At 65.4% G+C, this 22,272-nt stretch carries 20 protein-coding genes; 13 read left to right on the forward strand and 7 right to left on the reverse strand.

Features of this window, described 5'->3' with window-relative positions; all coding sequences use genetic code 11:
* Positions 1–60 precede the first annotated feature (60 nt).
* Positions 61–4,281 (reverse strand): bifunctional diguanylate cyclase/phosphodiesterase, encoded by a 4,221-nt coding sequence (locus B2X67_RS16450; RefSeq protein ID WP_376747719.1) that lies wholly within the window; start codon positions 4,279–4,281, stop codon positions 61–63.
* 328 nt (positions 4,282–4,609) lie between these two features.
* Here B2X67_RS16450 and ettA point away from each other — a divergent pair, with 328 nt between their 5' ends.
* From ettA to siaD, 5 genes are all read left to right on the forward strand, one after another.
* On the forward strand, positions 4,610–6,277 hold the full coding sequence (gene ettA, locus B2X67_RS16455; protein WP_282344202.1) for an energy-dependent translational throttle protein EttA: 1,668 nt from the start codon (positions 4,610–4,612) through the stop codon (positions 6,275–6,277).
* Between the two features lie 150 nt (positions 6,278–6,427).
* A complete protein-coding gene (gene siaA / locus B2X67_RS16460; protein ID WP_286786143.1) occupies positions 6,428–8,419 on the forward strand; it encodes a biofilm regulation protein phosphatase SiaA in 1,992 nt (663 codons plus the stop codon).
* 28 nt (positions 8,420–8,447) lie between these two features.
* The gene (siaB, locus tag B2X67_RS16465; protein ID WP_282344207.1) at positions 8,448–8,990 is read left to right on the forward strand and encodes a biofilm regulation protein kinase SiaB; all 543 of its coding nucleotides are present in this window, start codon (positions 8,448–8,450) and stop codon (positions 8,988–8,990) included.
* A gap of 20 nt (positions 8,991–9,010) precedes the next feature.
* Positions 9,011–9,388 (forward strand): biofilm regulation phosphoprotein SiaC, encoded by a 378-nt coding sequence (gene siaC, locus B2X67_RS16470; RefSeq protein WP_282344209.1) that lies wholly within the window; start codon positions 9,011–9,013, stop codon positions 9,386–9,388.
* A gap of 14 nt (positions 9,389–9,402) precedes the next feature.
* Positions 9,403–10,188: a biofilm regulation diguanylate cyclase SiaD gene (siaD, locus tag B2X67_RS16475; RefSeq protein WP_282344211.1), complete on the forward strand. Its 786-nt coding sequence runs from the start codon at positions 9,403–9,405 to the stop codon at positions 10,186–10,188.
* On the opposite strand, the gene B2X67_RS16480 is transcribed toward siaD, so the two are convergent.
* The 4 genes from B2X67_RS16480 to B2X67_RS16495 all read right to left on the reverse strand — a co-directional run bounded on the left by B2X67_RS16480 (position 10,189) and on the right by B2X67_RS16495 (position 13,705).
* On the reverse strand, positions 10,189–10,704 hold the full coding sequence (locus tag B2X67_RS16480) for a gluconokinase (RefSeq protein ID WP_286786144.1): 516 nt from the start codon (positions 10,702–10,704) through the stop codon (positions 10,189–10,191).
* A gap of 138 nt (positions 10,705–10,842) precedes the next feature.
* Entirely contained in the window at positions 10,843–11,196 is a 354-nt protein-coding gene (locus B2X67_RS16485; protein ID WP_273230229.1) for a hypothetical protein, read from the reverse strand.
* 96 nt (positions 11,197–11,292) lie between these two features.
* Entirely contained in the window at positions 11,293–13,152 is a 1,860-nt protein-coding gene (locus B2X67_RS16490) for a DUF4105 domain-containing protein (protein ID WP_286786145.1), read from the reverse strand.
* Positions 13,153–13,213: 61 nt separating this feature from the next.
* Positions 13,214–13,705 carry a DUF3015 domain-containing protein gene (locus tag B2X67_RS16495; protein ID WP_090226208.1) on the reverse strand — a complete coding sequence of 164 codons (492 nt, stop codon included), beginning with the start codon at positions 13,703–13,705 and terminating at the stop codon, positions 13,214–13,216.
* 279 nt (positions 13,706–13,984) lie between these two features.
* On the opposite strand from B2X67_RS16495, the gene B2X67_RS16500 reads away from it, so the two are divergent.
* From B2X67_RS16500 to B2X67_RS16520, 5 genes are all read left to right on the forward strand, one after another.
* On the forward strand, positions 13,985–16,405 hold the full coding sequence (locus B2X67_RS16500; protein WP_286786146.1) for a Lon protease family protein: 2,421 nt from the start codon (positions 13,985–13,987) through the stop codon (positions 16,403–16,405).
* Between the two features lie 181 nt (positions 16,406–16,586).
* A complete protein-coding gene (locus B2X67_RS16505; RefSeq protein WP_282342957.1) occupies positions 16,587–16,928 on the forward strand; it encodes a hypothetical protein in 342 nt (113 codons plus the stop codon).
* 154 nt (positions 16,929–17,082) lie between these two features.
* Positions 17,083–17,571, forward strand: a complete 489-nt coding sequence (locus tag B2X67_RS16510) for a TIGR00645 family protein (RefSeq protein ID WP_090226216.1) — start codon at positions 17,083–17,085, stop codon at positions 17,569–17,571.
* Positions 17,572–17,616: 45 nt separating this feature from the next.
* Positions 17,617–17,925, forward strand: a complete 309-nt coding sequence (locus tag B2X67_RS16515) for a DUF6482 family protein (protein ID WP_090226218.1) — start codon at positions 17,617–17,619, stop codon at positions 17,923–17,925.
* 52 nt (positions 17,926–17,977) lie between these two features.
* Positions 17,978–18,595 (forward strand): FKBP-type peptidyl-prolyl cis-trans isomerase, encoded by a 618-nt coding sequence (locus tag B2X67_RS16520; protein ID WP_286786147.1) that lies wholly within the window; start codon positions 17,978–17,980, stop codon positions 18,593–18,595.
* A 38-nt stretch (positions 18,596–18,633) separates the two neighbouring features.
* On the opposite strand, the gene B2X67_RS16525 is transcribed toward B2X67_RS16520, so the two are convergent.
* Together B2X67_RS16525 and B2X67_RS16530 are read right to left on the reverse strand one after the other, a co-directional pair.
* Positions 18,634–18,942, reverse strand: coding sequence for a hypothetical protein (locus B2X67_RS16525; RefSeq protein ID WP_286786148.1), 309 nt, complete (start codon positions 18,940–18,942; stop codon positions 18,634–18,636).
* 193 nt (positions 18,943–19,135) lie between these two features.
* On the reverse strand, positions 19,136–20,104 hold the full coding sequence (locus B2X67_RS16530) for a polyprenyl synthetase family protein (RefSeq protein ID WP_282342986.1): 969 nt from the start codon (positions 20,102–20,104) through the stop codon (positions 19,136–19,138).
* A gap of 241 nt (positions 20,105–20,345) precedes the next feature.
* Between B2X67_RS16530 and rplU the strand changes: the two genes are divergently transcribed.
* The 3 genes from rplU (at position 20,346) to cgtA (ending at position 22,256) form a co-directional block, all read left to right on the forward strand.
* A complete protein-coding gene (rplU, locus tag B2X67_RS16535) occupies positions 20,346–20,657 on the forward strand; it encodes a 50S ribosomal protein L21 (protein ID WP_090226225.1) in 312 nt (103 codons plus the stop codon).
* Between the two features lie 23 nt (positions 20,658–20,680).
* Positions 20,681–20,938, forward strand: coding sequence for a 50S ribosomal protein L27 (gene rpmA / locus B2X67_RS16540; protein ID WP_090226226.1), 258 nt, complete (start codon positions 20,681–20,683; stop codon positions 20,936–20,938).
* Positions 20,939–21,035: 97 nt separating this feature from the next.
* Positions 21,036–22,256: an Obg family GTPase CgtA gene (gene cgtA / locus B2X67_RS16545; protein ID WP_286786149.1), complete on the forward strand. Its 1,221-nt coding sequence runs from the start codon at positions 21,036–21,038 to the stop codon at positions 22,254–22,256.
* Positions 22,257–22,272: the final 16 nt, after the last annotated feature.

Here is a 22,272-nt window from a genome sequence, read left to right on the forward strand (position 1 = left end):
GGGTTCATCCGCGCGCGACGAATGCCGCGACGGCCGTGCCGCGGCCGTCTGCGGCGGGCTTCAGCTGAGCACGAAGAGCGCCGCGCCGCTGAACATCGACTCGAACTGGGCGGCCGGCATCGGTCGGCCGAACAGGTAGCCCTGCACCTCGTCGCAGCCGTGCTGGCGAAGGAAATCCAGCTGCGCCTGGGTCTCGACGCCCTCGGCGATCACCGAGAGGTTGAGGCTGTGGGCCATGGCGATGATCGCGCGGGCGATCTGCGCGTCCTGTTCGCCCTCCGGCAGGCCGTCGACGAAGCTGCGATCGATCTTCAGCACGTCGATGGGGAACTGCTTGAGGTAGTTCAGCGAGGAGTAGCCGGTGCCGAAATCATCCACCGCGATGCACAGGCCGAGGCGCTTGAGGTTGTCGAGGATCTGCATGGTCTCGGCGACGTCGCGCATCAGGATGCTCTCGGTCAGCTCCAGTTCCAGGCAGGCGGCCGGTACGCCGCTGTCCTTGAGGATGCAGGCGATGCGCTCACCGAGCTGGCCGTCGGAGAACTGCCGCGCGGAAAGGTTCACGGAAATCTTCGGCAGGCGCACGCGCGCCTGGTGCCAGGCCTTGAGCTGGCGACAGGCTTCCTTCAGCACCCAGTCGCCGACCGGCACCACCAGGCCGATTTCCTCCAGCACCGGGACGAAGTCGTTCGGCGGCACCAGCCCGCGGGTAGGGTGCTCCCAGCGCAGCAGAGCCTCGGCACCGGTCAGGCGCTTGCCGTCGCCGGACAGCTGCGGCTGGTAGTGGAGGACGAACTGGCCCTGCTCCAGCGCATGGCGCAGGTCGCTTTCCAGCTCCAGGCGCTCCAGGGCGCTGGCGTTCATCTCGGCCTGGTAGAACTGGAAGTTGTTCTTGCCGCGCTCCTTGGCGTGATACATCGCGGTGTCGGCGTTCTTCATCAACTGGCTCAGTTCCTCGCCGTCCTGCGGGCTGAGGGCGATGCCGATGCTGGCGGTGACGAAGAACTCGCGGCCTTCGAGGATGAACGGCCGGGAAAGGCTGGCGAGGATCTGCTCGCCCACGTGGATCGCCCGTTTCAGCGCGCTTTCGCGGCAATCCTGGGCACGCAGCAACAGGGTGAACTCGTCGCCGCCCATGCGCGCCACGGTGTCCGAGTCGTCGCCGCAGGCGGCCAGGCGCAGCGCCACTTCCTGGAGCATGCGGTCGCCGGCGGCATGGCCGAGGGAGTCGTTGATCGGCTTGAAGCGGTCCAGGTCGAGGAACATCAGCACCACCCAGTCCTCGCGCCGTTCCGCGGACTGCAGCGCGGTGTACAGGCGGTCCTGGAACAGCGTGCGGTTGGGCAGGTGGGTCAGCGGATCGTAGTAGGCCAGGCGGTGGATGCGCTGCTCGCTGGCCTTGCGCTCGCTCATGTCGCTGAAGAAGCAAACGTAGCTGACCAGGTCCTTCTCGTCGTCGTGGACCGCGGTGATGCCCACCCAGGCCGGGTAGTTCTCGCCGTTGTGGCGCTTGAGCCAGACCTCGCCTTCCCAGCTGCCGTGCTGGTTGAGCTGGGCGAGGATGTACTGCATGTGCCCGCTCTGCTGGCTTTCTGCGGTGAGCAGGTTCGGCAACTGGTCGAGCACCTGGGCGCTGGCGTAGCCGCTGATGCGGCTGAAGGCTTCGTTGACCTGGACGATGTAGCCGGCCGGGTCGGTGACCAGGATCGCCGCGGTCGAGTGCTCGAACACCGTCGCCGCCATGCGCAGTTCCTTCTCCGCGCGGCGTTGCGGGCTGATGTCGCGGACGATGCCGAGCATGCCCTCGAAGCGCCCGTGCTCGTCCCACATCGGCATCGCGCGCAGTTCCACGGTGATCTTGCGGCCGTCGGCGCGCAGGCAGTCGAGAACGAACATCTGCATCTGGTGTTCGTTGCGCAGCTCGATCATCAGCAGCGGATTACGTTGCGCCTCGCGGATGCGGTCGAGCAGGGCCTCGAAGCCGCCCAGCTGCGCCGGATTGGCGATCAGGCTGCCCATGCCGTTGCGCATGATCCAGTCGCTGTCGTAGCCGAGCAGCTCGCGCACCGACGGGCTCAGGTAGTTGAGCCGCAGGTCGTCGTCGGTGGTGAAGATCACGTCGCTGATGCTCTCCGCCAGCAGGCGGTAGCGGCGCTCGCTGTCGCGCAGCGATTCGCTGGCCTCGATCTGCTCGGTGATGTCCTTGGCGACGCCGATCAGGTGCTTCACGCGGCCGTCGGGCGTCCGCGAGAGCGCCTGTTCGCGGATGCTGAACCAGTGCCAGCGGCCATTGCGATGGCGCCAGCGCAGCTGCGATTCGAGCAACTGGTTCTGCCCGACGACCTGCTGCAGGGCGCGGATGCGCCAGTAGTAGTCGCTGTCGTCGGGATGCAGGATCTGCTCCCAGAAGTGCTGGCCCATGGCGCGCAGTTCCGGTTTGCTGTAGCCGAGCTTGAGGCCGAGGCTGTGGTTGCTGTAGACCACCTCGCGGCTGAGCATGTCGTGCACGTAGAGCATGTCCGGCGCCGCGCGCACCACCTCCGACCAGAACCGCTCGCGCTCGATCAGCGACAGTTCGACCCGCTTGCGGCTGGTGATGTCGCTGACGCTCAGGGTGACGGCGTGGTAGTCCTGTTCCTGCTCCGGCAGGCGCAGCACCATCCACAGATGGCGCTCGTCCCCCGCGGGCGTGAGGATGCGGGCTTCCATCTCGAGCCGCCGTTGTCCCTCGAGCAGCGCGGCGATCAGCTGGAAGCGCAGGCCTTCGGCGTGCAGTGGCGAATCCCCGAGCAGGTGCTGCCAGGCGCTTTCGATGCTGTTCACGCCCACCAGCTGCAGCGCCACCTGGTTCGCTTCGGTGATGCGCATCTGTGCCACCAGTTCGGCGTGACGCTGCGGGTTGGCCTGAATCCAGGCCTGCAGCGACTCGGCGTCGACGATGCCCTGGTTGCGCAGGAACGGCGGCAGGCCGGCCAGGTCGAGGACGCAGAGGGCGATGCCGGTGCCCTCGAAGATGTCCTGGTAGCGGCGCCGGGTTTCCTGCAGCACGCGCATGCTCTGCTGCTCTTCGGTGACGTCGCGCATCACCCAGACGAAGCCCTGGTGCCGCTCGCCCTCGCTCAGCTCGCTGCGGGTCACCGCGAACAGGCGCGTCTCGCCGTGTTGCGCCAGTTCCACCAGGTCGGTGCCGAGGTCGCGGTGCATGTCGGCGACGTTGATCAGCAGCGGGTCGAGACCGGGCAGCAGGTCGAGGATATGCAGCCCCTGGGCTTCCTCGTCGCTGAGGCCGAAGAGGTCCTCGGCCTGCGGGTTGAGGTAGCTGACGCGACCGTCGGCATGGGTCAGCAGGACGCGTTCCTCGATGGTGCGCAAGGCGCTGGCGGCCTGCCGCAACGAGCGGCGCGAGGCATCGTTGAGTTCGCGCAGCGCACGCTGTTCACGCAGCAGGCCGACCAGCGCGCCGAGCACCAGAAGGCTGCAGACGAGGAACAGCAGGAGCTTGCCGGAGAGCGCCGGCCACTGTGCCGCGCGGGCCTCGGCGACATCGAAGAGCACCCGCAGTTGCCAGTCGCTGCCCGGCAACGGGAGCACGCGGATGCTCAGCGAGCGTTCTTCGGCGCTGAGCGGCGCGATTCGCGGGTCCGGGTTGGCGTTCCGTGATCGGCGGGCGATGGCGCGTTGCTCTACCTTGTCCTCCAGCAGCCAGCCGTGGGCGTTCTGCTGCAGCAGCCAGCGGTGCATCGAGTCGCCGCTCAGGCGCAACAGCCAGTGCCCGTGCGGCTGGTCGTCCGCGCTCTGGCGCAGCACGAGGTAGACGGTGCCACCCTCGGTTTCGGCATACAGGTAGTGGAAAGGATCATCCCCGGCGCGGCGTAGCAGGGCAGGCAAAGCGGCGATATCGCCCGACTCGCCCTCGGTGTCTTCCAGCAGTCGGCCCTGCTCGTCCAGCCAGGCGAGGCTGCGCAGGGACGGATAGATGCGTTGCAGGTCGCCGAGCAGGCCGGGACCGCCGAGCCGGGAGAGCGGCGCGGGCCCACGCTGGTGCAGCAGCGCGAGCGCGGCGTGGGCCTTGAGGTCCATGCTGGCGGCGAGGTGGTCGGCGAGCTGGATGCCCGATTCCAGGCTGCGCTGCCGCTCACTGGCCTGGCCTTGCTGGAACTCCTGGCGCAACTGCCAGAGCAGCAGGCTCAGAACCACCAGCACCAACGCGACCAGAATGCCTTTGACCGAACCTCGCCGAGCGCCGTCGACGGCATGCGGGAGGGATGAGGGCAGCTTCAACACCGGCTATTCCTGCAAAATCAACACTATAGAGAACCGGCGTCTCCCGGAAAAAAGGCGGGCTGGCGCGGGCGGCTAGCATGCCCGGAAAGAAGGCAAACTGCCAGTATGGCCGACGAGCGTGGTTTGCCCTTGCCCGCGTGTTCCGGTAGCTTTGCCGGCACGCGCGGGGGTGAGGCTGGCGCCTGTTCGGCGGCTTTCATCGAAGGTCCGGCAAGGGCTTCATCGTTAGGTTAGGCCAGCCTGCAAAATGTTCCTCGGCGAAGCCTCCCTGCTTCGCCCCAGGGCTCCCGCCCTCATCGAATCCTCTTCCAGTCCAAGGTCCGTCATGGCTCAGTACGTTTACAGCATGCACCGGGTGAGCAAGGTCGTTCCCCCGAAGCGCGAAATCCTCAAGGACATCTCGCTGTCCTTCTTCCCCGGCGCCAAGATCGGCGTGCTTGGCCTCAACGGCGCGGGCAAGTCGACCCTGCTGCGGATCATGGCCGGCGTCGACACCGAGATTGACGGCGAGGCCCGGCCGATGCCCGGCATCAAGGTAGGTTATCTGCCGCAGGAGCCGCAGCTTGACCCGACGAAGACCGTTCGTGACATCGTCGAGGAGGCCGTGGGTGAGATCAAGAACGCCCAGGCGCGGCTGGACGAGGTCTACGCCGCCTATGCCGAGCCGGATGCCGACTTCGACGCGCTGGCCGCCGAGCAGGCCAAGCTGGAAGCCATCCTGCAGGCCTCCGACGGCCATAACCTGGAGCGCCAGCTGGAAGTCGCCGCCGACGCGCTGCGCCTGCCGCCGTGGGACGCCACCATCGAACACCTGTCGGGTGGCGAGAAGCGCCGCGTGGCGCTGTGCCGTCTGCTGCTGTCGGCGCCGGACATGCTCCTGCTCGACGAACCGACCAACCACCTGGACGCCGATTCGGTGGCCTGGTTGGAGCACTTCCTCCACGACTTCCCCGGCACCGTGGTGGCGATCACCCACGATCGCTACTTCCTCGACAACGTTGCCGGCTGGATCCTCGAGCTCGACCGCGGCCATGGCATCCCCTACGAAGGCAACTACTCCGGCTGGCTGGAATCGAAGTCCGCCCGCCTGGCCCAGGAAGCCAAGCAGGAGGCCTCCCACGCGAAAGCGATGAAGGCCGAACTGGAATGGGTGCGCCAGGGCGCCAAGGCGCGTCAGGCCAAGTCCAAGGCGCGCCTGCAGCGATTCGAGGAAATGCAGTCCCAGGAATTCCAGAAGCGTAGTGAAACCAATGAAATCTACATCCCCGCCGGTCCGCGCCTGGGCGACAAGGTCATCGAGTTCCACGGCGTGACCAAGGGCTACGGCGATCGCGTGCTGATCGACAATCTCAGCTTCAGCGTGCCGAAGGGCGCGATCGTCGGCGTGATCGGCGGCAACGGCGCGGGCAAGTCGACCCTGTTCCGCATGATCACCGGCAAGGAGCAGCCCGATTCCGGCAGCATCGAGATCGGCGACACCGTGCAGATCGCCAGCGTCGATCAGAGCCGCGATATGCTCGAAGGCAACAAGACCGTCTGGGAACAGGTGTCCGACGGCTTCGACATGATCAAGGTCGGCAGCTACGAAGTGCCGTCGCGTGGCTACGTAGGGCGGTTCAACTTCAAGGGCGCCGACCAGCAGAAGTTCGTCAAGGACCTCTCCGGCGGTGAGCGCGGGCGGCTGCACATGGCCCTGACCCTCAAGCAGGGCGGCAACGTGCTGCTGCTCGACGAACCGTCCAACGACCTCGACATCGAGACTCTGCGGGCCCTCGAGGAAGCGCTGCTGGACTTCCCTGGCGCGGCCATCGTGATTTCCCACGATCGGTGGTTCCTCGACCGCATCGCCACGCACATCCTGGCCTACGAAGACGACTCCAACGTGACCTTCTTCGAAGGCAACTACACCGAGTACGAGGCCGATCGCAAGAAACGCCTCGGCGACGCGGCCGCTCAGCCCCACAGGGTGAAGTACAAGAAGCTGGCGCAGTAGCCGCGAGCCACGACGGAGCCGAAAGGCTCCGTTTTCGTTTGCGACGCCGCTTTTCCCACTGGTGGCGGTTGCTGCCTATACGGGATAATCGCCCGCGCGCATCCCATCGACCTGCATGCGCGGATCGGCACGGCACTGAATGGAGTTCACATGGCGGCACTTGGCTTGCGCGGAAAATCGTTGCTGGCGTTACTGCTGACCTGCCTGTTGGCCCTGGGAATGGCCGGATTGGTCGGCTGGCAGGCCCTCAAGGGCGTGCAGAATCGCTACGGCGAGGCCTATGGGCGCAACGTCGCCCAGCTCAACCGGGAGAAGATCGCCGCCCCGGTATCGCGGGAACTGGCCCTGGCGATGCGTCTGGCCGATTCGGAAATCACCCGTCAGTGGCTGCTCGACGAGAACGATGCCGCGAAACGCGCGCTGTTCTTCCGCGAAGCCGCGGGATACCAGAAGGTGTTCGCCGAGGGCACCTATTTCGTGGTTGGCGCCGAACACCTGGGCTACTACTTCAATGACGGCAGCAAGCCCTTCAGCGACCAGCCGCGCTACCTGCTCAACAACGGCGACGCCAAGGACGACTGGTTCTTCCGCAGTCTCAGCGACCCGGCGCCGTACAAGCTCAACGTGGACCGCAACCTGGAGTCCCGCGACCTCAAGGTGTGGTTCAACATCCCGGTCAGCGACGGCGACCGGCGCATCGGCGTGCTCGGTTCGGGCATCAGCCTGTCCTCGTTCCTCGATGACTTCGTCACCGCCAACACCGCCGGCGTGCTGTCCATGGTGCTGGACGGGCAGGCGTCGATCCTGGTGCATCCGGATGAGAGTCTGGTCGCCGAGAACGCCGACGGGGCGACCGGCCGTTCGGTGGCCACCAGCATCTACGGCCAGCTCGACAACGTCGATGATTCCGCTGCGGTGCGCGGCGCGCTGGCCGACGCGAAGAGCAAACCGGGCAGCGTCGAAACCCTCTGGGTGAGCATGGATGGCCGCACCCAGCTGCTGGCGCTGGCGTGGATTCCGGAGCTGGACTGGTACGTGGCCAGCGCCATCGACCTGGGCGTGGCGCAGGTCATCGAGCTGGATTCGCTGGTGCCGGCCCTGATCGCCTTCGTCATCATCATGCTGCTGCTGATCGGTGGCGTCGCCTGGCTGGTGGAGAAGCGCGTGCTCAAGCCGCTGCGCCTGCTGCGCCACAGCGCTCAGGCGATGGCCGCGGGGCAGTACGACGCGCCGCTGCCGGTCGATCGCGATGATGAGATCGGCGAGCTGAGCGCGGCCTTCGGCGTGATGGCGCAGAAGGTCCGCAGCCACACCAGCGAGCTGGAAAGCCGCGTGCGCGAGCGTACCCGGGCGCTGGAACAGGCCAACCGCGAGATGGCCGCCGCGCATAAGAAGATCGACGACTCCATTGACTACGCGAGCCTGATCCAGCACGCGATCCTGCCCAAGCGGCAGTTGGTCACCGCGCTCGGCGAGCGTCACGCCGTGCTCTGGCGCCCGCGTGACGTGGTCGGTGGCGATTTCTACGTCTACCGCGCCGGCGATGGCGGTTGCCTGTTCGGCGTGGTCGACTGCGCCGGACATGGCGTTCCGGGCGCGCTGATGACCATGCTCGCCCACGCCGCCATCGACCAGGCGATTGCCGATGTCGGCCTAGCCGATCCCGCCGTGGTGCTGGCCCGTACCGACCGCATCGTGCGCAGCATGCTGCGTGACGATGTTGAGCAGCCGGCTCTGGCGACCAACATGGACGTCGGCCTCGCCTATGTGGATTTCCAGACCCGCGAGGTGACCTTCTCCGGCGCCAAGATCGCCCTTTACTACAGCGACGGCGAGACGCTCGAGGAGCTGCCGGCGGCGCGCCGCGCGATCGGCGACAAGCGCATTGGCGAATACACCAATGCGCGGATCGCCCTGCAGAGCGGGCGCACCTTCTACCTGACCACCGATGGTTTTCTCGATCAGGCCGGTGGTGAGTTAGGCTATGGCTTCGGCAACAGCCGCTTTGCCGAGATGATTCGCCGCCATGCGCGTCTTCCTTTGGCCGAACAGGGCGCCGCTTTCAGTGCGACCCTGGCCGAGTACCAGGGCGACTACCCCCAGCGCGACGACATTACGATGCTGTGTTTCCGTTTCGATTGAGAGCGTTGTCCAACCCGGAGCTTGCCAAATGGAATCCCTTGACCTTTTTGCCATGCGCGAGAGCTACAACCGCCAGCAGATAATGCTCTGCTTCAACGGTCCCATCTCGCGCAGCCTGATCGAGGAGATCGGTAATGCTTTGCGCAATTACCTGACCGCCGATCACGCCCACCCGTCCTCCGCGATGGACGTGTTTGCGGTCTACATCGAGATGACCCAGAACATCCGCCATTACACCAAGGTAAAGAACTGGTCCGACCAGGAAGCCGGGGCCACCGTAGTAGTGGCGCGCAATGAGGCCGGGCGTTACGTGGTGTCCGCGGGCAACCTGATCGAATCGGCCGACGGCGAGAACCTGTTGAGCGCGGTGAAGAAGCTGGCCGAGATGGACAAGGCCCAGCTAAAGGCGATGTACAAGGAACAGTTGCGCCGTCCGCGCGACGAGAACGTGGTATCCGGCGCCGGCCTCGGGCTGATCGACATTGCCCGTAAATCCAGCGAGCCCCTGCAGGCTACCCTGCGGGAAGTCGCCGGTGGCCGTGCTTTCATCAGCTTGAGCGCCGTTATCTGACATTAAGAGCACTCCGCCAAATGACTAATTTTTCCATTCCGGGCAGCCAGTCCTCCCCTTCCATCCAGTCCGACTGGGACAAGGGAGTCTTGTCCATGCAGGGCGACTCCTACCCTGAGAATTCCTACGAACTGTTCCGCCAGGTGTTCGAGTGGATCGAGCGCTTCTTCGCCGAAGCCGACCGTCCGCTGACCCTGGAGCTGCGCCTGCTGTACCTCAACACCAGCAGCATCAAGGCGATGATGGACATCTTCGACCTGCTCGAGGCGGCGCATGGCGAGGGCAAGCAGGTCGCGGTGAACTGGCATTACGACCGGCGCAACGAGCGCGTGGTCGAGCTTGCCGAAGAGTTCAAGGAAGACTGCAGCTTCCCCTTCGCGATCCTCAGTCACGACTAAGCAGGGTTCATCCTATGCGTGGACAAAGCGCGCTCGAGGAAATGATCGAAAAGTTGCTCGCCGACCCGCAGCACAAGGACCATGCATTGCGCGATGCCCTGAACCTGCTGTGGGAGTCGCACAACGATCTGCTGGTGCGCATCGAGCGCATCACCCGGGTTTCGGACGGCTACCAGAGCATCGCCCGCGAGCGCGAGCTGAGCCTTTCCGCGCGCTTCGACAAGCAGTTGCGCCAGCTGGAAAAGGTCGCGCGCATTTCCGACCGCTACCAGCAGATGATGCGCGACCTGAACATCGCGCTGAAGGAAGCCTCCACCCATGACGCATTGACCGGCATCGGCAACCGCCGGCTGCTGATGGAACGCCTGCGCGACGAAGCCGACCGTGCCAAGCGCTACGAGCGCCCGCTCAGCGTGGTGATGCTCGATATCGACCGCTTCAAGGCGATCAACGACGATTTCGGCCACGAGATCGGCGACCGCGTGTTGATCGAGATCGCCCGCGTCATGGAAGCCGAAGTGCGCGAGCAGGACCTCTGCGGTCGCTGGGGCGGCGAGGAGTTCCTGATCCTGATGCCGGAGACCGACGTGACCACCGCCGCCCAAGTGATGGAACGGGTGCGCGCCAGCATCGGCACCCTGGCGGTGCGGGTGAACAACGAGCTGCTGTCGGTGACGGTAAGTGTCGGCGTCGCCGCACTGCATACCGACGAGAACTACTCCAGCACCATCAACCGCGCCGACGTCGCCCTGCTTTCGGCCAAGCGCAGCGGGCGCAATCGCGTCGAGGTCGACGCCTAGTCAGGCCTGAGCGTCGCCTTCCGTGTCGCGGTTGAGCCGCTGCAGGATGTCCGCGACGATTTGCTCGGGCGACGCGTCGATGTCCACCAGCAGCGCCTCGCCTTCCTGCGGTTTCTCCAGCGTCTGCAACTGACTGCGCAGCAGGCGCGGATCGAAGAAATGCCCTCCGCGACCGGCCAGCCGCTTGGCCAGCAACGCCTCCGAACCGTCGAGGAACACCCAGCGCACCGCGGGATCGTCGCCGCCGAGCGCATCGCGGTAGGCGTGCTTGAGCGCGGAACAGGCGAACACCCAGTCGCGCGCCTGGCCTTTCTTCTCATCGATCGCCGCCCGCAGACTGGTCAGCCACGGACGGCGGTCGTCCTCGTCCAGGGGCACGCCGCGGGCCATCTTCGCCTTGTTGGCCTCGCTGTGGAATTCGTCGGCATCGGAAAACCCGCAGCGCAGGCGCGCCGCCAGCTGCGCTCCGATGGTGGTCTTGCCGCTGCCGGAAACGCCCATGACGATCACGATCATGCGCCGTTCGCCCGGCGCGCGCGGATGGAGGAGGTGTAAAGCGTGACGGCGATGGCGTGGTTCATGGCGAGTCCCGAAAACGGCGGATGCCGACATGCTGCCAGATTTACAGCGGGTCGGCGGTCCGTTGGTCCTGTCTCAGTTGTGGCTCAGTGCCTTGGCCATGGCCTGGCTCTCGTGTTGGCGCCACGCGCGATCACGGTCGCTGCCGATGCGCTCGAGCGCATCCTGGCGGTCCTCGCTGATCCGCTGCGCCTGGCATTGGTTGAAACCGTCGGACCAGCCGGTGGCGTAGGTGGCATCGGCGAGGAAGCGCGGCACGTCCTTGCGGAATTCGCCGGTGATCGCCCCGGCCGCCTGTCGGCCGCTGCCGCAACCGTCCTGGAAACCATCGGCGAAGGCCGGTGGATAGCCGGCGGCGAGCAGTTGTTCATGGGTGGTCTGGCAGCCCGCCAGGAGCAGCAGGGCGAGGAGTAGAGCGTGACGCACGATGGCCTCCGGCACCGTCGAAGAAGGGCGACGGGCAGAGGCATTGTCGGCGCGCGGGGGTGAGAAATTCGTCAAGAACGCGTGAGGCGTTCGTCATGATCAGTAGTGGTACCAGCGCAGCTCCAGCATCAGTTCGTTGCGCGGCTGGTCGAAGTGGCTGAAGTCGCGCTGCGCGGTGAGGCGGAGGCCGAGGTTGCGCGACAGCTCCCACTGCTGGTTGAGCGACAGCGCACGGCGGACCTCGCCGTTGTGGAAGTAGTCGCCGCGCGCCTCCAGGCTCAGGTTGCCCAGCGCATTGCGCCACAGCAACCCGCTATCGAAGCCCAGCGCGGGCGCGATGAGGCCGGCGAAGTCCGGGTTGTTCTCCAGCCGCGTGGTCGCCAGGGCGAAGCCGAGCAGATCGTCGCCCAGCGCCCAGCTGCCGCCGGCACCGCCGTTCAGCTGGCGCACCAGGGTCTGCTTGCCGTCGCGTCCGGCGACCCGCTCCAGGCCGGTGGAGACTTGCCAGGAGAGCGGCTGCAGCAGGCGATTGCGCGGTGTCAGCGAGCGGATGCTGGCCAGGTCCAAGCGCTGCAGTTGCCAGTGCTCGTCCTCGTACTGGCGCACGCGCAGGTCGAGGATCTCGATCTGCGCGCCGATAGGGAAGCCGGCACCGTTGTCGTTCAGGTCGTGATAGGCCATGCGCAGGCCGTACTCGGCGAAGGCCTCGCCATCGCGGCTGCCGGCGCCGAGCTGCCAGGTGCGCGATTCGTGCCCGGTTTCCGGCAGCCCCGGCCGTTCAACCGTCAGCGCCGGCGGTGGCGTGCGGTTGATCGCCCTGAGCAGCGCGTAACTGCGCTCAGCGCCCACGCTGTCGCGTTCCTCGCCGGTGGCGCGGTAGCGGACCAGGCGATACGCGGCGTCCTGGACCAGCGCCCGGCGCTCGACGGGCAAGGCGGCGAACAGCGGATCGTCGAGGCGTTTTTCGTCCTCGGCCAGGCGCAGCGCCCATCCCTGTTCGTCATTCGACAGCGGTTCGGCACGCGCCAGCAGTTCCTTTTCCCGCGAGGGGCGGTAGTCGATGCGCTCGACCAGGCCGGCCTCCTTGACCGCGCGCACGGTGTCGGTGGGGATCGCGGTAAGCGGGAACTGATTGGTCAGTTGCAGCCCCGGGCGCGCCACCTGCAGCAGTTCGAGCAAACGGTAGGAGCAGTTCTCGTCGAAGAAGTAGTAGTCGAAGCGGATCTGGTTGAGCTCCCAGACGTGCTCGATCATCCGCGCGGTTTCCTGCGGCGTCAGGTTCAGCCGGTACTCCCAGAGGTCGCGGTTTTCCAGGCGGTTGTACTCGCTGAGCTTCTCCCTGTAGGGGACCAGGGAGAAAAGTCCCGGATAGCCGCCGGCGAGGCCTTTCCAGGCGTAGAGGATGCTGTTGTCCATCCCCTCGATCATCGCGCCGAAGTTGAGCGCGTAGCTGAGCAGCGGGCTGCCCTGGTCATCGACGCCTTCGGGATCGATGCGCAGCAGCGTGTGGCCGAACATCGACGACGGGCTGTTCAGGTAGGCGGCCGGAAACACCAGGACCGCGCTATGCGGTGCGACGTCGGCGTACCAGGTGCGGAATTCGTCGCAGCTCGGCTGCGGCAGGTCGTTCAGTTGCAGTTTCTCCCGCAGCCAGCGGGTGCGCGCCGGGTAGCGGCACTGGGCGTGCCGGTCGCCGCTGGCGGTAGGCTCGTAGAGCGCGTTCAGCGTGGCGCTCAGCTCGGCCCGGGGGTCGTGCTCGCCCTGGGCGGAGAGGAAGAACTTTTCATCGTCGACGTAGCTGCGCCAGCCGCCGAGCGTCTTGCGTTCGTAATGACCGAGGGCCAGCCAGTAGTCGTCCGATGCCAGTTCGGCCAGGCGTTCGGGGGCTATCCGGGGGGCGGCGAGGACGAAGGGTGCGCAGGCGCACAGCAGCAGGCTCGACAGCGGGGCTTTACGCATCCGACTTCCTGTCTGGAAAGAGGCGCCCGCCCGAACGGGCGGGCGGGGCAAGCATCAGGCGTCAGGCCTGTTCGACCACGTACTTGGACAGGCGCGGGTCGTTCTTCATGACTTCCAGTGTGGCCGCGTGGACATCCGCCGCGGTGGCATTGGCGTTGCTGAATATCTGGTTGAAGTGCTCGTGGGTGACGCTGGAGAAGTAGGCGCGATCCTCCGGCTTGATGCCGAGCACGACGGCGTAGCTGGTCAGCGCCTCGCCTTCGCCCTTGGCCATGTCCTCGGAGACTTCGTCGAGCATGCCGCTCAGGGCGATCAGCGACTTGCCGCCGTAGGTCAGCTTGCCGTCGGTGGAGCAGCCGTTGGTGCCGGAGGTCATGCCGAAGGTGGCGTTGCCGGAGGTGCCGTTGGTGATCGAGGCGACGATGTGCGAAGGCGTGCCGCGCTGGCCTTCGAAGAGCATGTTGCCCCAGCCGCAATTCGGGCCGCCGGGCGCTTCGGCCAGGGCGTTGAAGGAAACCGCAGCGAGCAGACTACCGAGCAGAATTTTATTCATGATTATTTCTCTACCGTATCGGAAGGATGGAACCGGTTTGAGCTGCACGACGATCGCTACGACGGGAAGGCGATCACCCTCGGGCAACACGGCGGAACCGTCGGAAATCCGACGGAGGCGCACGCTTTTGAGGTTAGCCGAGCGCTGCGGTTCCGTGCGACGGCAACTATCCGGTGGATGAGGTGCGCCAGCCGGGCGGGCGCTTGCCAGTGTCGTCCGGGCAGCGCCAGAATGCGGGCGTCATTCCCCGCGGCGCGCGCCGCTCGAAAAGGATTCCCGATGCCCCAGCCCTTCGCTGCCGTGCTGCGTCTCGCGCCCGATGCGCTAACCCGTCCGTTCGCTCCCGATCAGTTCAACTTCACCACCACCGATGACCTGGAGCCGTTCCGCGGCGTGCTCGGGCAGGAGCGTGCCGTCGAGGCACTGCAGTTCGGCGTCGCCATGCCGCGTGCCGGCTACAACGTGTTCGTCATGGGCGAGCCCGGCACCGGTCGCTTCTCCTTCGTCCAGCGCTACCTGAAGGCCGAGGCCAAGCGCCTGGAAACGCCGGCCGACTGGGTGTACGTCAACCATTTCGACGAACCGCGCGAGCCGCGCGTGCTGCAGCTGCCACCGGGCAGTGCGGACGCCTTCGTCGGCGACCTCGACCACCTGATCGACAACCTGCTGGCGACCTTTCCCGCCGTCTTCGAGCACCCCGCCTACCAGCAGAAGAAGAGCGCCATCGACCGCGCCTTCAACCAGCGCTACGACCGCGCCCTGGACGTCATCGAGCGGTTGTCGCTGGAAAAGGACATCGCCCTCTACCGCGACAACACCAACATCGCCTTCACTCCGATGAAGGACGGCAAGGCACTGGACGAAGCCGAGTTCGCCCAGTTGCCGGAAGCCGAGCGCGAGCGCTATCACCAGGACATCGCCGAGCTGGAGGAGCGCCTCAACGAGGAGCTCGCCAGCCTGCCGCAATGGAAACGCGAGTCGAGCAACCAGCTGCGCCAGCTCAACGAAGAGACCATCACCCTGGCGCTGCAGCCGGTGCTTGCGCCGCTGTCGGAGAAGTACGCCGAGAACGCCGGCGTCTGTGCCTATCTGCAGGCGATGCAGGTCGATCTGCTGAAAACCGTGGTCGATCAGCTGATCGACGACAACCGCACCGACGCGCAGCGCCGCCAGGGCCTGGAAGACCAGTACAGCCCCAGCCTGGTGGTGGCGCACCACGCCAACGGCGGCGCACCGGTGGTGTTCGAGCCGCATCCGACCTACGACAACCTGTTCGGCCGCATCGAGTACGGCACCGATCAGGGCGCGCTCTACACCAGCTACCGCCAGTTGCGCCCGGGCGCGCTGCACCGCGCCAACGGCGGCTTCCTGGTGCTGGAAGCGGAGAAGATGCTCAGCGAGCCCTTCGTCTGGGAGGCGCTCAAGCGCGCCATGCATTCGCGCCAGCTGAAGATGGAATCGCCGCTGGCCGAGCTTGGCCGGCTGGCCACGGTGACCCTGGCGCCGCAGGTGATCCCGCTGCAGCTCAAGGTGATCATCATCGGTTCGCGCCAGCTCTACTACACGCTGCAGGATGTCGATCCGGACTTCCAGGAGATGTTCCGCGTGCTGGTCGACTTCGACGAAGACATCATGCTCGCCGACGAGAGCCTCGAGCAGTTCGCCCAGTTGCTCAAGACGCGCACCTCGGAAGAAGGTCTCGCGCCGCTGACCGCTGCCGCCGTCGCGCGCCTGGCGACCTACAGTGCGCGCCTCGCCGAGCACCAGGGGCGACTCTCGGCGAAGATCGGCGACCTGTTCCAGCTGGTCAGCGAGGCTGACTTCATCCGCCAACTGGCCGGTGAGGCGACTACCGACGCCGGTCACATCGAGCGTGCGCTGCGTGCCAAGGCGACGCGCACCGGGCGGGTCTCGGCACGGATTCTCGACGACATGCTCGCCGGGATCATCCTCATCGACACCGAAGGCGCGGCCATCGGCAAGTGCAACGGGCTCACGGTGCTGGAGGTCGGCGATTCGGCATTCGGCGTGCCGGCACGGATCTCCGCCACGGTCTACCCGGGCGGCAGCGGCATCGTCGACATCGAGCGCGAGGTCAACCTCGGCCAGCCGATCCACTCCAAGGGCGTGATGATCCTCACCGGCTACCTGGGCAGCCGCTACGCCCAGGAGTTTCCCCTGGAAATCTCCGCGAGCATCGCCCTGGAACAGTCCTACGGCTATGTCGACGGCGACAGCGCTTCGCTCGGCGAGGTCTGTACGCTGATATCCGCGCTCTCGCGGACACCGCTCAAGCAGTGCTTCGCCATCACCGGGTCGATCAACCAGTTCGGCGAGGTGCAGGCCGTCGGCGGGGTCAACGAGAAGATCGAGGGCTTCTTCCGCCTCTGCGAAGCGCGCGGGCTGACCGGCGAGCAGGGCGCGATCATTCCCTACGCCAACATCGCCACCCTGATGCTTGACGAGCGCGTGCTGCAGGCCGTGCGCTCCGGCCAGTTCAACGTCTACGCGGTGCGCCACGTGGACGAGGCGCTGAGCCTGTTGCTCGGCGAGCCGGCCGGCTCACCGGACGAGCAAGGGCGCTTCCCGACCGGCAGCGTCAATGCGCGCGTGGTCCAGCGGCTGCGGGAAATCGCCGAGATGGGCATGGAAGACGACAGCAAGGACGCCGCGGAGAAGGACAAACCGACGCAAGGCTGATCGACGTTCGGCTGCCTTGGGAATGCTCGGCGCAATTGCTGGTCACAGGATGAAGCGGCGACGGCGCTGTCCGTCGCTGTTCCATCAGGGCCGCGCGGATAATCCGGCGGGCCACTTCTGCGCCATGTGTTCACCGCTCGCGGTGTGTGGCAGAACCAAGGACCCAGCGAGGAACGCCGCCATGTCGCGCACCCTCTGCCTCACCCGCGAATGCCTTGGGATGACGACCCGCATCGAATGCGTGATCCGTCCCCTCAACGGCGACAACGGGCTTTGGACGCTTCTCTGCGCCGCCGGCGTGTCCGGTGCACAACCTTCCGCCATCAAGGTACAGGGGCCGTTCCACGGTCCCTTCGTCGCCGAGGGCGTGCTCGATGCCATTGCCGAATGCCTGGCGGTTCAGGGCTACGCCGTCTGCGAGGAACCGCAGATCTGGCGCCTGCACATGCAGGGCGAGCTGCGCAAGCTGACCCGGCCGCGCCAGTCTCAGGCGGGTAGCTACGCGCTCCAGCCTGAAAACTGATCTTCTTCCGAGCACTTCGGGCGGAGCCGTTTCCGCTCCGCCGATTTCGTTCGTCCCGATAACCGCTCCCGGCGAGAGGCGAGGCGACGCTCCGCACGCCTTGCCGCTGGCGCTTCGCTGGGTATACTCGCGGCATTTTTCGCGGAGCTGAACCATGGAACGCTTTTTCGAGAATGCTATGTACGCCACGCGCTGGCTGCTGGCGCCCATCTATTTCGGCCTGTCGTTCGCCCTGCTTGCGCTGTGCCTGAAGTTCTTCCAGGAGGTCTATCACATCCTCCCGAACGTCTTCGAGAAGGCCGAATCCGACCTGATCCTGGTGTTGCTCTCGCTGATCGACATGGCGCTGGTCGGCGGCCTGATCGTGATGGTGATGATCTCCGGCTACGAGAACTTCGTCTCGCAACTGGACATCGACGAGGGCAAGGAAAAGCTCGACTGGCTGGGCAAGATGGATTCCAGCTCTCTGAAGATGAAGGTGGCGGCTTCGATCGTGGCGATTTCCTCGATCCACCTGCTGCGGGTGTTCATGGACGCGCAGAAGATCGAAAACGATAAGCTGCTCTGGTACGTGGTGATCCACATGACCTTCGTCCTGTCCGCCTTCGCCATGGGTTACCTGGACCGACTGACCAAACACTGATTTCTCCGGTCTCATGGCTATCGTCCCACCTGCCAGGAGACCGCGATGACCCTCGCCCAACTGCAACAACTGGCCTTGGCCGGTGACATCCATGAGCTGAACCTGCTCTCGCTCGAGGGCGGTTTCTACGTCCTGCAGGCACTCACCGCCGACGGCAATGCGCGTCTCGAGGACGATCAGGGGCGCGTGTCGCACCTGCGCTCGCTGGACCACGCGCGCTTCGTGCTGCGCGAGGTGCCCGAGCTGCCGTTGTACCTGGTGCAGTTCTCCGCCTACGACGAAATGGTCGGCATGGCCCCGCGCAGCGAGTCGCCGCTCAAGGTGAAGGTCAGCGCCCGCGCCCTCGACGGCTGAGCGCGCGTGGCGGGTGTGGTAGTCTGCGGGCCTTTTTTTACGGAGACAGCAGATGAGCACAATGGACCTGAACAGCGACGAAACCCGCGTCAGTTACGGCATCGGCCGCCAGCTCGGCGACCAGCTGCGTGACAACCCTCCGCCCGGCGTGAGTATCGACGCGGTGCTCGCCGGTCTGACCGACGCCTTCGCCGGCCAGCCGAGCCGTGTCGACCAGGCCGCCATGGCCGCCAGCTTCAAGGTGATTCGCGAGCGCATGCAGGCCGAGGCCCAGGCGAAGGCCGACGCCGCCGCTGGCGAAGGTCGTGCCTATCTTGTGGAGAACGCCAAGCGCGAAGGCGTGATTACGCTGCCTTCCGGGCTGCAGTACGAAGTGCTGACAGCGGGCGAGGGCGCCAAGCCTACGCGTGAGGACAGCGTTCGCACCCACTACCACGGCACCCTGATCGACGGCAGCGTGTTCGACAGCTCCTACGCCCGTGGCGAGCCGGCCGAGTTTCCGGTGGGCGGCGTGATCGCCGGCTGGACCGAGGCGCTGCAACTGATGGGTACCGGCAGCAAATGGCGTCTGCACGTACCGAGCGAACTGGCCTACGGCGGCCAGGCGGCGGGCAGCATTCCGCCGCACAGTGTGCTGGTGTTCGACGTCGAGCTGCTCGACATCCTCTGAGTCGAATCCGCCGATGACCGTCCGCCGACGGTCATCGCTCAGGCAGGCAGGCGGCTCAGCAGAGCACCTTCGGATTCCTGGCATTGACGCCTGCCGCAGCTGGCGCAGTTCAGTTCGCTATTGGGGCGCAATGCCCGCGCGTAGCAGAACAGGAACAGGTTGCGCACCAGCTCCTTGACGATTATGGGTTCGCAGGAATTCAGGCCGGCCAGGTCGAGGTCGCCCTGATCCCGCAGCTCGTCGAGCGCTTCCTCCTCCAGTACCGCACAGACTTCCCCGGTTTCCCGATGCAGGATGCGCAGGTAAGGGTGTGGGCGTTCCAGCCAGGCATCGATCAGATAGGTCATGGGTTCATCTCCAGTGAGTGACTAGAGATGAGAATAATTCCTATTACAGGAATAGCAAGCGTCTATTTCACGATCCGCCATCCGTGTGCACCAAACCCTTTGCAGGCGCGCGCTTTCGGGCGTGCGCCCGGATGTCACGCCCGGAAATACCGGGCGTGAGTGCCACCGGGCGCGGTGTGATGAGCGGTTGGATTCAGTGCGTGCGGGCGACGGCGAAGCGGGTCAGTTCGACCAGCGCATCGCGGTAGACGCTGGCGGGCAGCGCTTCCAGGCAGGTGATGGCGCGATCCGCGTGTTCGCGGGCGAGGCGGGCGGTGTAGTCGAGGGCGCCGGAGGCCTCGACGGCTTCACGGATGCTGTCGAGGTCTTCGATGCCGCCTTTCTGGATCGCATGGCGCACCAGGGCGGCCTGCTCGGCGGTGCCTTCGCGCAGGGTGTAGATCAGTGGCAGTGTCGGCTTGCCTTCGGCGAGATCGTCGCCGACGTTCTTGCCGAGGGTTTCGGCGTCGCCCTTGTAGTCGAGCAGGTCGTCGACCAGCTGGAAGGCGATTCCCAGATGATCGCCAAACGTCTGCAGGGCCTCGCTCTGCTCGGGGCTCGCTTCGGCCAGTGCGGCGGCGCTGTGGGTCGAGGCCTCGAAGAGCATCGCGGTCTTGCCGCGGATGACTTCCATGTAGGTCTCTTCGGTGGTGCTGGCGTCGCGGATCTTCGAGAGCTGCAGCACTTCGCCTTCGGCGATCACGCGTGTCGCCTGGGAGATGATGCGCATGACCTGCATCGAGCCCAGCTCCACCATCATTTCGAAGGAGCGTGCATAAAGAAAGTCGCCGACCAGCACGCTGGGCGCATTGCCCCACATGGCGTTCGCGGTCGAGCGGCCGCGGCGCATGCCCGACATGTCGACGACGTCATCGTGCAGCAGGGTCGAGGTGTGCAGGAATTCGATGGTGGCTGCCAGCAGGCGCAGCGAGTCGCCTTCCAGGCCGAGGGCCTTGCCGGACAGCAGCACCAGCAGGGGGCGCATGCGTTTGCCGCCCGCGGAGATGATGTAGTCGCCGATCTTTTCCACCAGGGGGACGCGGGAGCTGAGCTGTTTACGGATGATTCCGTCGACAGCGGTAAAATCGTCCGCCACCACGTTATAGAAGGCCTGGGGTTGCATTGGCGAGTCGTACTCCTATGGATTGCGCGGCATGCTAGGGGCCGGGTCCGGCACTGTCAAGGCGAGGCCGGACGGTGCTTGCGCGTACAACCTGGCTTGCGTACAATCGCGCACCCCGAACTTCCCTGGGCATTTCCCTGCCTTACGCAATTGCCTGGTGTCTATCCGGCCCCAGGCAGCCATGCCAGCCGCCAACTCTTCCTACAAAGCGCTGGGTGAGCAGGATCAACGGAGATATTCCATGTACGCTGTAATCGTTACCGGTGGCAAGCAATACAAAGTCGCCGAAGGTGAATTCCTCAAGGTCGAGAAGCTGGAAATCGCCACTGGCGAATCCGTGACTTTCGATCGCGTTCTGCTGGTCGGCAATGGTGACGACGTCACCATCGGTGCGCCGGTAGTCGACGGTGCCAAGGTCGTCGCTGAAGTGGTCTCTCAAGGCCGTCACGATAAGATCCGTATCATCAAGTTCCGTCGTCGTAAGCACCACATGAAACGTCAGGGCCACCGTCAGTGGTTCACCGAAATCAAGATCACTGGCATTCAGGCCTGATCCCTTTTAGGAGGCTATGACTCATGGCACACAAAAAAGCTGGCGGTTCTACCCGCAACGGTCGCGACTCAGAAAGCAAACGCCTTGGCGTTAAGCTGTTCGGCGGCCAGGTCATCAAGGCCGGTAACATCATCGTGCGTCAGCGCGGTACCCAGTTCCACGCCGGTTATGGCGTTGGCATGGGCAAGGATCACACCCTGTTCGCGAAAGTGGCCGGCGTGGTCAAGTTCGAAGTGAAGGGCGAGTTCGGCCGTCGCTACGTGAGCGTCGTCGCGGCCTGATCGCGGCGTTGCTGAAGAAGCCCTGTCTTGCGACGGGGCTTTTTCGTTTCTGTATCCTATCGTTTTTTTCAGCCCGCCCGAGGGCGGGAGGCGTTCCATGAAATTCGTCGATGAAGTATCGATCGTTGTAAAAGCAGGTGATGGCGGCAATGGCTTGATGAGCTTCCGCCGCGAAAAATTCATCGAGAAGGGTGGCCCCAACGGCGGCGATGGCGGTGACGGAGGCTCCATCTATATGGAGGCCGACGAGAATCTCAACACCCTGGTCGACTACCGCTATACCCGTCGCTTTGATGCGCAGCGCGGCGAGAACGGTGGCAGCAAGGACTGCACCGGGCACAAGGGTGACGATCTGGTGCTGCCGGTCCCGGTGGGCACCACGGTCATCGATGCCAATACCCAGGAAATCATCGGCGACCTGACCAAGCCCGGCCAGCGGCTGTTGGTGGCGCAGGGCGGCTGGCACGGCCTGGGCAACACCCGCTTCAAGTCGAGCACCAACCGGGCGCCGCGGCAGACCTCCCCGGGCAAGCCGGGCGAGATGCGCGATCTCAAGCTGGAGCTGAAGGTGCTTGCCGATGTTGGCTTGCTCGGCCAGCCGAATGCCGGCAAGAGCACTTTCATCCGCTCGGTGTCGGCGGCCAAGCCGAAGGTGGCGGACTACCCCTTCACCACGCTGGTGCCGAACCTGGGCGTGGTTAGCGTCGGTCGCTACAAGAGCTTCGTCATTGCCGACATCCCCGGCTTGATCGAGGGTGCTGCCGAGGGTGCCGGTCTGGGCATCCGTTTTCTCAAGCATCTGGCGCGCACGCGCCTGCTGCTGCATCTGGTGGACATGGCGCCGCTGGACGAGAGCGATCCGGCCGAGGCGGCTGCGGTGATCATCCACGAGCTGGAGAAGTTCAGCCCGTCGCTGGCCGAGCGCGACCGTTGGCTGGTGCTGAACAAGGCTGACCAGGTCCTTGAGGAGGAGCGCGAGGCTCGCGTCAAGGCGGTGGTCGAGCGGCTCGACTGGAAAGGCCCGGTGTACGTGATTTCCGCGCTGGAGCGCGAAGGGACCGAGGCGCTCAGCCAGGACATCATGCGTTACCTCGACGAGCGTACCGTGCGCCTGGCCGAGGAGCCGGAGTACGCCGAGGCGCTGGCCGAGCTCGATCAGCGCATCGAGGATGAGGCGCGCGCCCGTCTGCAGGCGCTGGACGACCAGCGTGCCCTGCGCCGTGCAGGGCTGAAGAGCGCCGACACCGTAGAGGACGAAGACGACTTCGACGATGACGAGGATGACGGCGACGGGCCGGAAATCTTCTACGTGCGCTGAGATTTCTCGGGAGCGG

This window comes from Pseudomonas sp. UBA3153, from assembly GCF_002364635.1.
Lineage (GTDB): Bacteria > Pseudomonadota > Gammaproteobacteria > Pseudomonadales > Pseudomonadaceae > Pseudomonas_O > Pseudomonas_O kuykendallii.

Coding starts and splice junctions, on each gene's coding strand:
- cgtA (WP_286786149.1), top strand. CDS start 21,036: ATGAAATTCGTCGATGAAGTATCGATCGTTGTAAAAGCAGGTGATGGC.
- B2X67_RS16510 (WP_090226216.1), top strand. CDS start 17,083: ATGGAACGCTTTTTCGAGAATGCTATGTACGCCACGCGCTGGCTGCTG.
- B2X67_RS16520 (WP_286786147.1), top strand. CDS start 17,978: ATGAGCACAATGGACCTGAACAGCGACGAAACCCGCGTCAGTTACGGC.
- rpmA (WP_090226226.1), top strand. CDS start 20,681: ATGGCACACAAAAAAGCTGGCGGTTCTACCCGCAACGGTCGCGACTCA.
- B2X67_RS16505 (WP_282342957.1), top strand. CDS start 16,587: ATGTCGCGCACCCTCTGCCTCACCCGCGAATGCCTTGGGATGACGACC.
- B2X67_RS16500 (WP_286786146.1), top strand. CDS start 13,985: ATGCCCCAGCCCTTCGCTGCCGTGCTGCGTCTCGCGCCCGATGCGCTA.
- B2X67_RS16530 (WP_282342986.1), bottom strand. CDS start 20,104: ATGCAACCCCAGGCCTTCTATAACGTGGTGGCGGACGATTTTACCGCT.
- siaA (WP_286786143.1), top strand. CDS start 6,428: ATGGCGGCACTTGGCTTGCGCGGAAAATCGTTGCTGGCGTTACTGCTG.
- B2X67_RS16480 (WP_286786144.1), bottom strand. CDS start 10,704: ATGATCGTGATCGTCATGGGCGTTTCCGGCAGCGGCAAGACCACCATC.
- B2X67_RS16515 (WP_090226218.1), top strand. CDS start 17,617: ATGACCCTCGCCCAACTGCAACAACTGGCCTTGGCCGGTGACATCCAT.
- B2X67_RS16490 (WP_286786145.1), bottom strand. CDS start 13,152: ATGCGTAAAGCCCCGCTGTCGAGCCTGCTGCTGTGCGCCTGCGCACCC.
- siaC (WP_282344209.1), top strand. CDS start 9,011: ATGACTAATTTTTCCATTCCGGGCAGCCAGTCCTCCCCTTCCATCCAG.
- siaD (WP_282344211.1), top strand. CDS start 9,403: ATGCGTGGACAAAGCGCGCTCGAGGAAATGATCGAAAAGTTGCTCGCC.
- siaB (WP_282344207.1), top strand. CDS start 8,448: ATGGAATCCCTTGACCTTTTTGCCATGCGCGAGAGCTACAACCGCCAG.
- B2X67_RS16495 (WP_090226208.1), bottom strand. CDS start 13,705: ATGAATAAAATTCTGCTCGGTAGTCTGCTCGCTGCGGTTTCCTTCAAC.
- B2X67_RS16525 (WP_286786148.1), bottom strand. CDS start 18,942: ATGACCTATCTGATCGATGCCTGGCTGGAACGCCCACACCCTTACCTG.
- ettA (WP_282344202.1), top strand. CDS start 4,610: ATGGCTCAGTACGTTTACAGCATGCACCGGGTGAGCAAGGTCGTTCCC.
- rplU (WP_090226225.1), top strand. CDS start 20,346: ATGTACGCTGTAATCGTTACCGGTGGCAAGCAATACAAAGTCGCCGAA.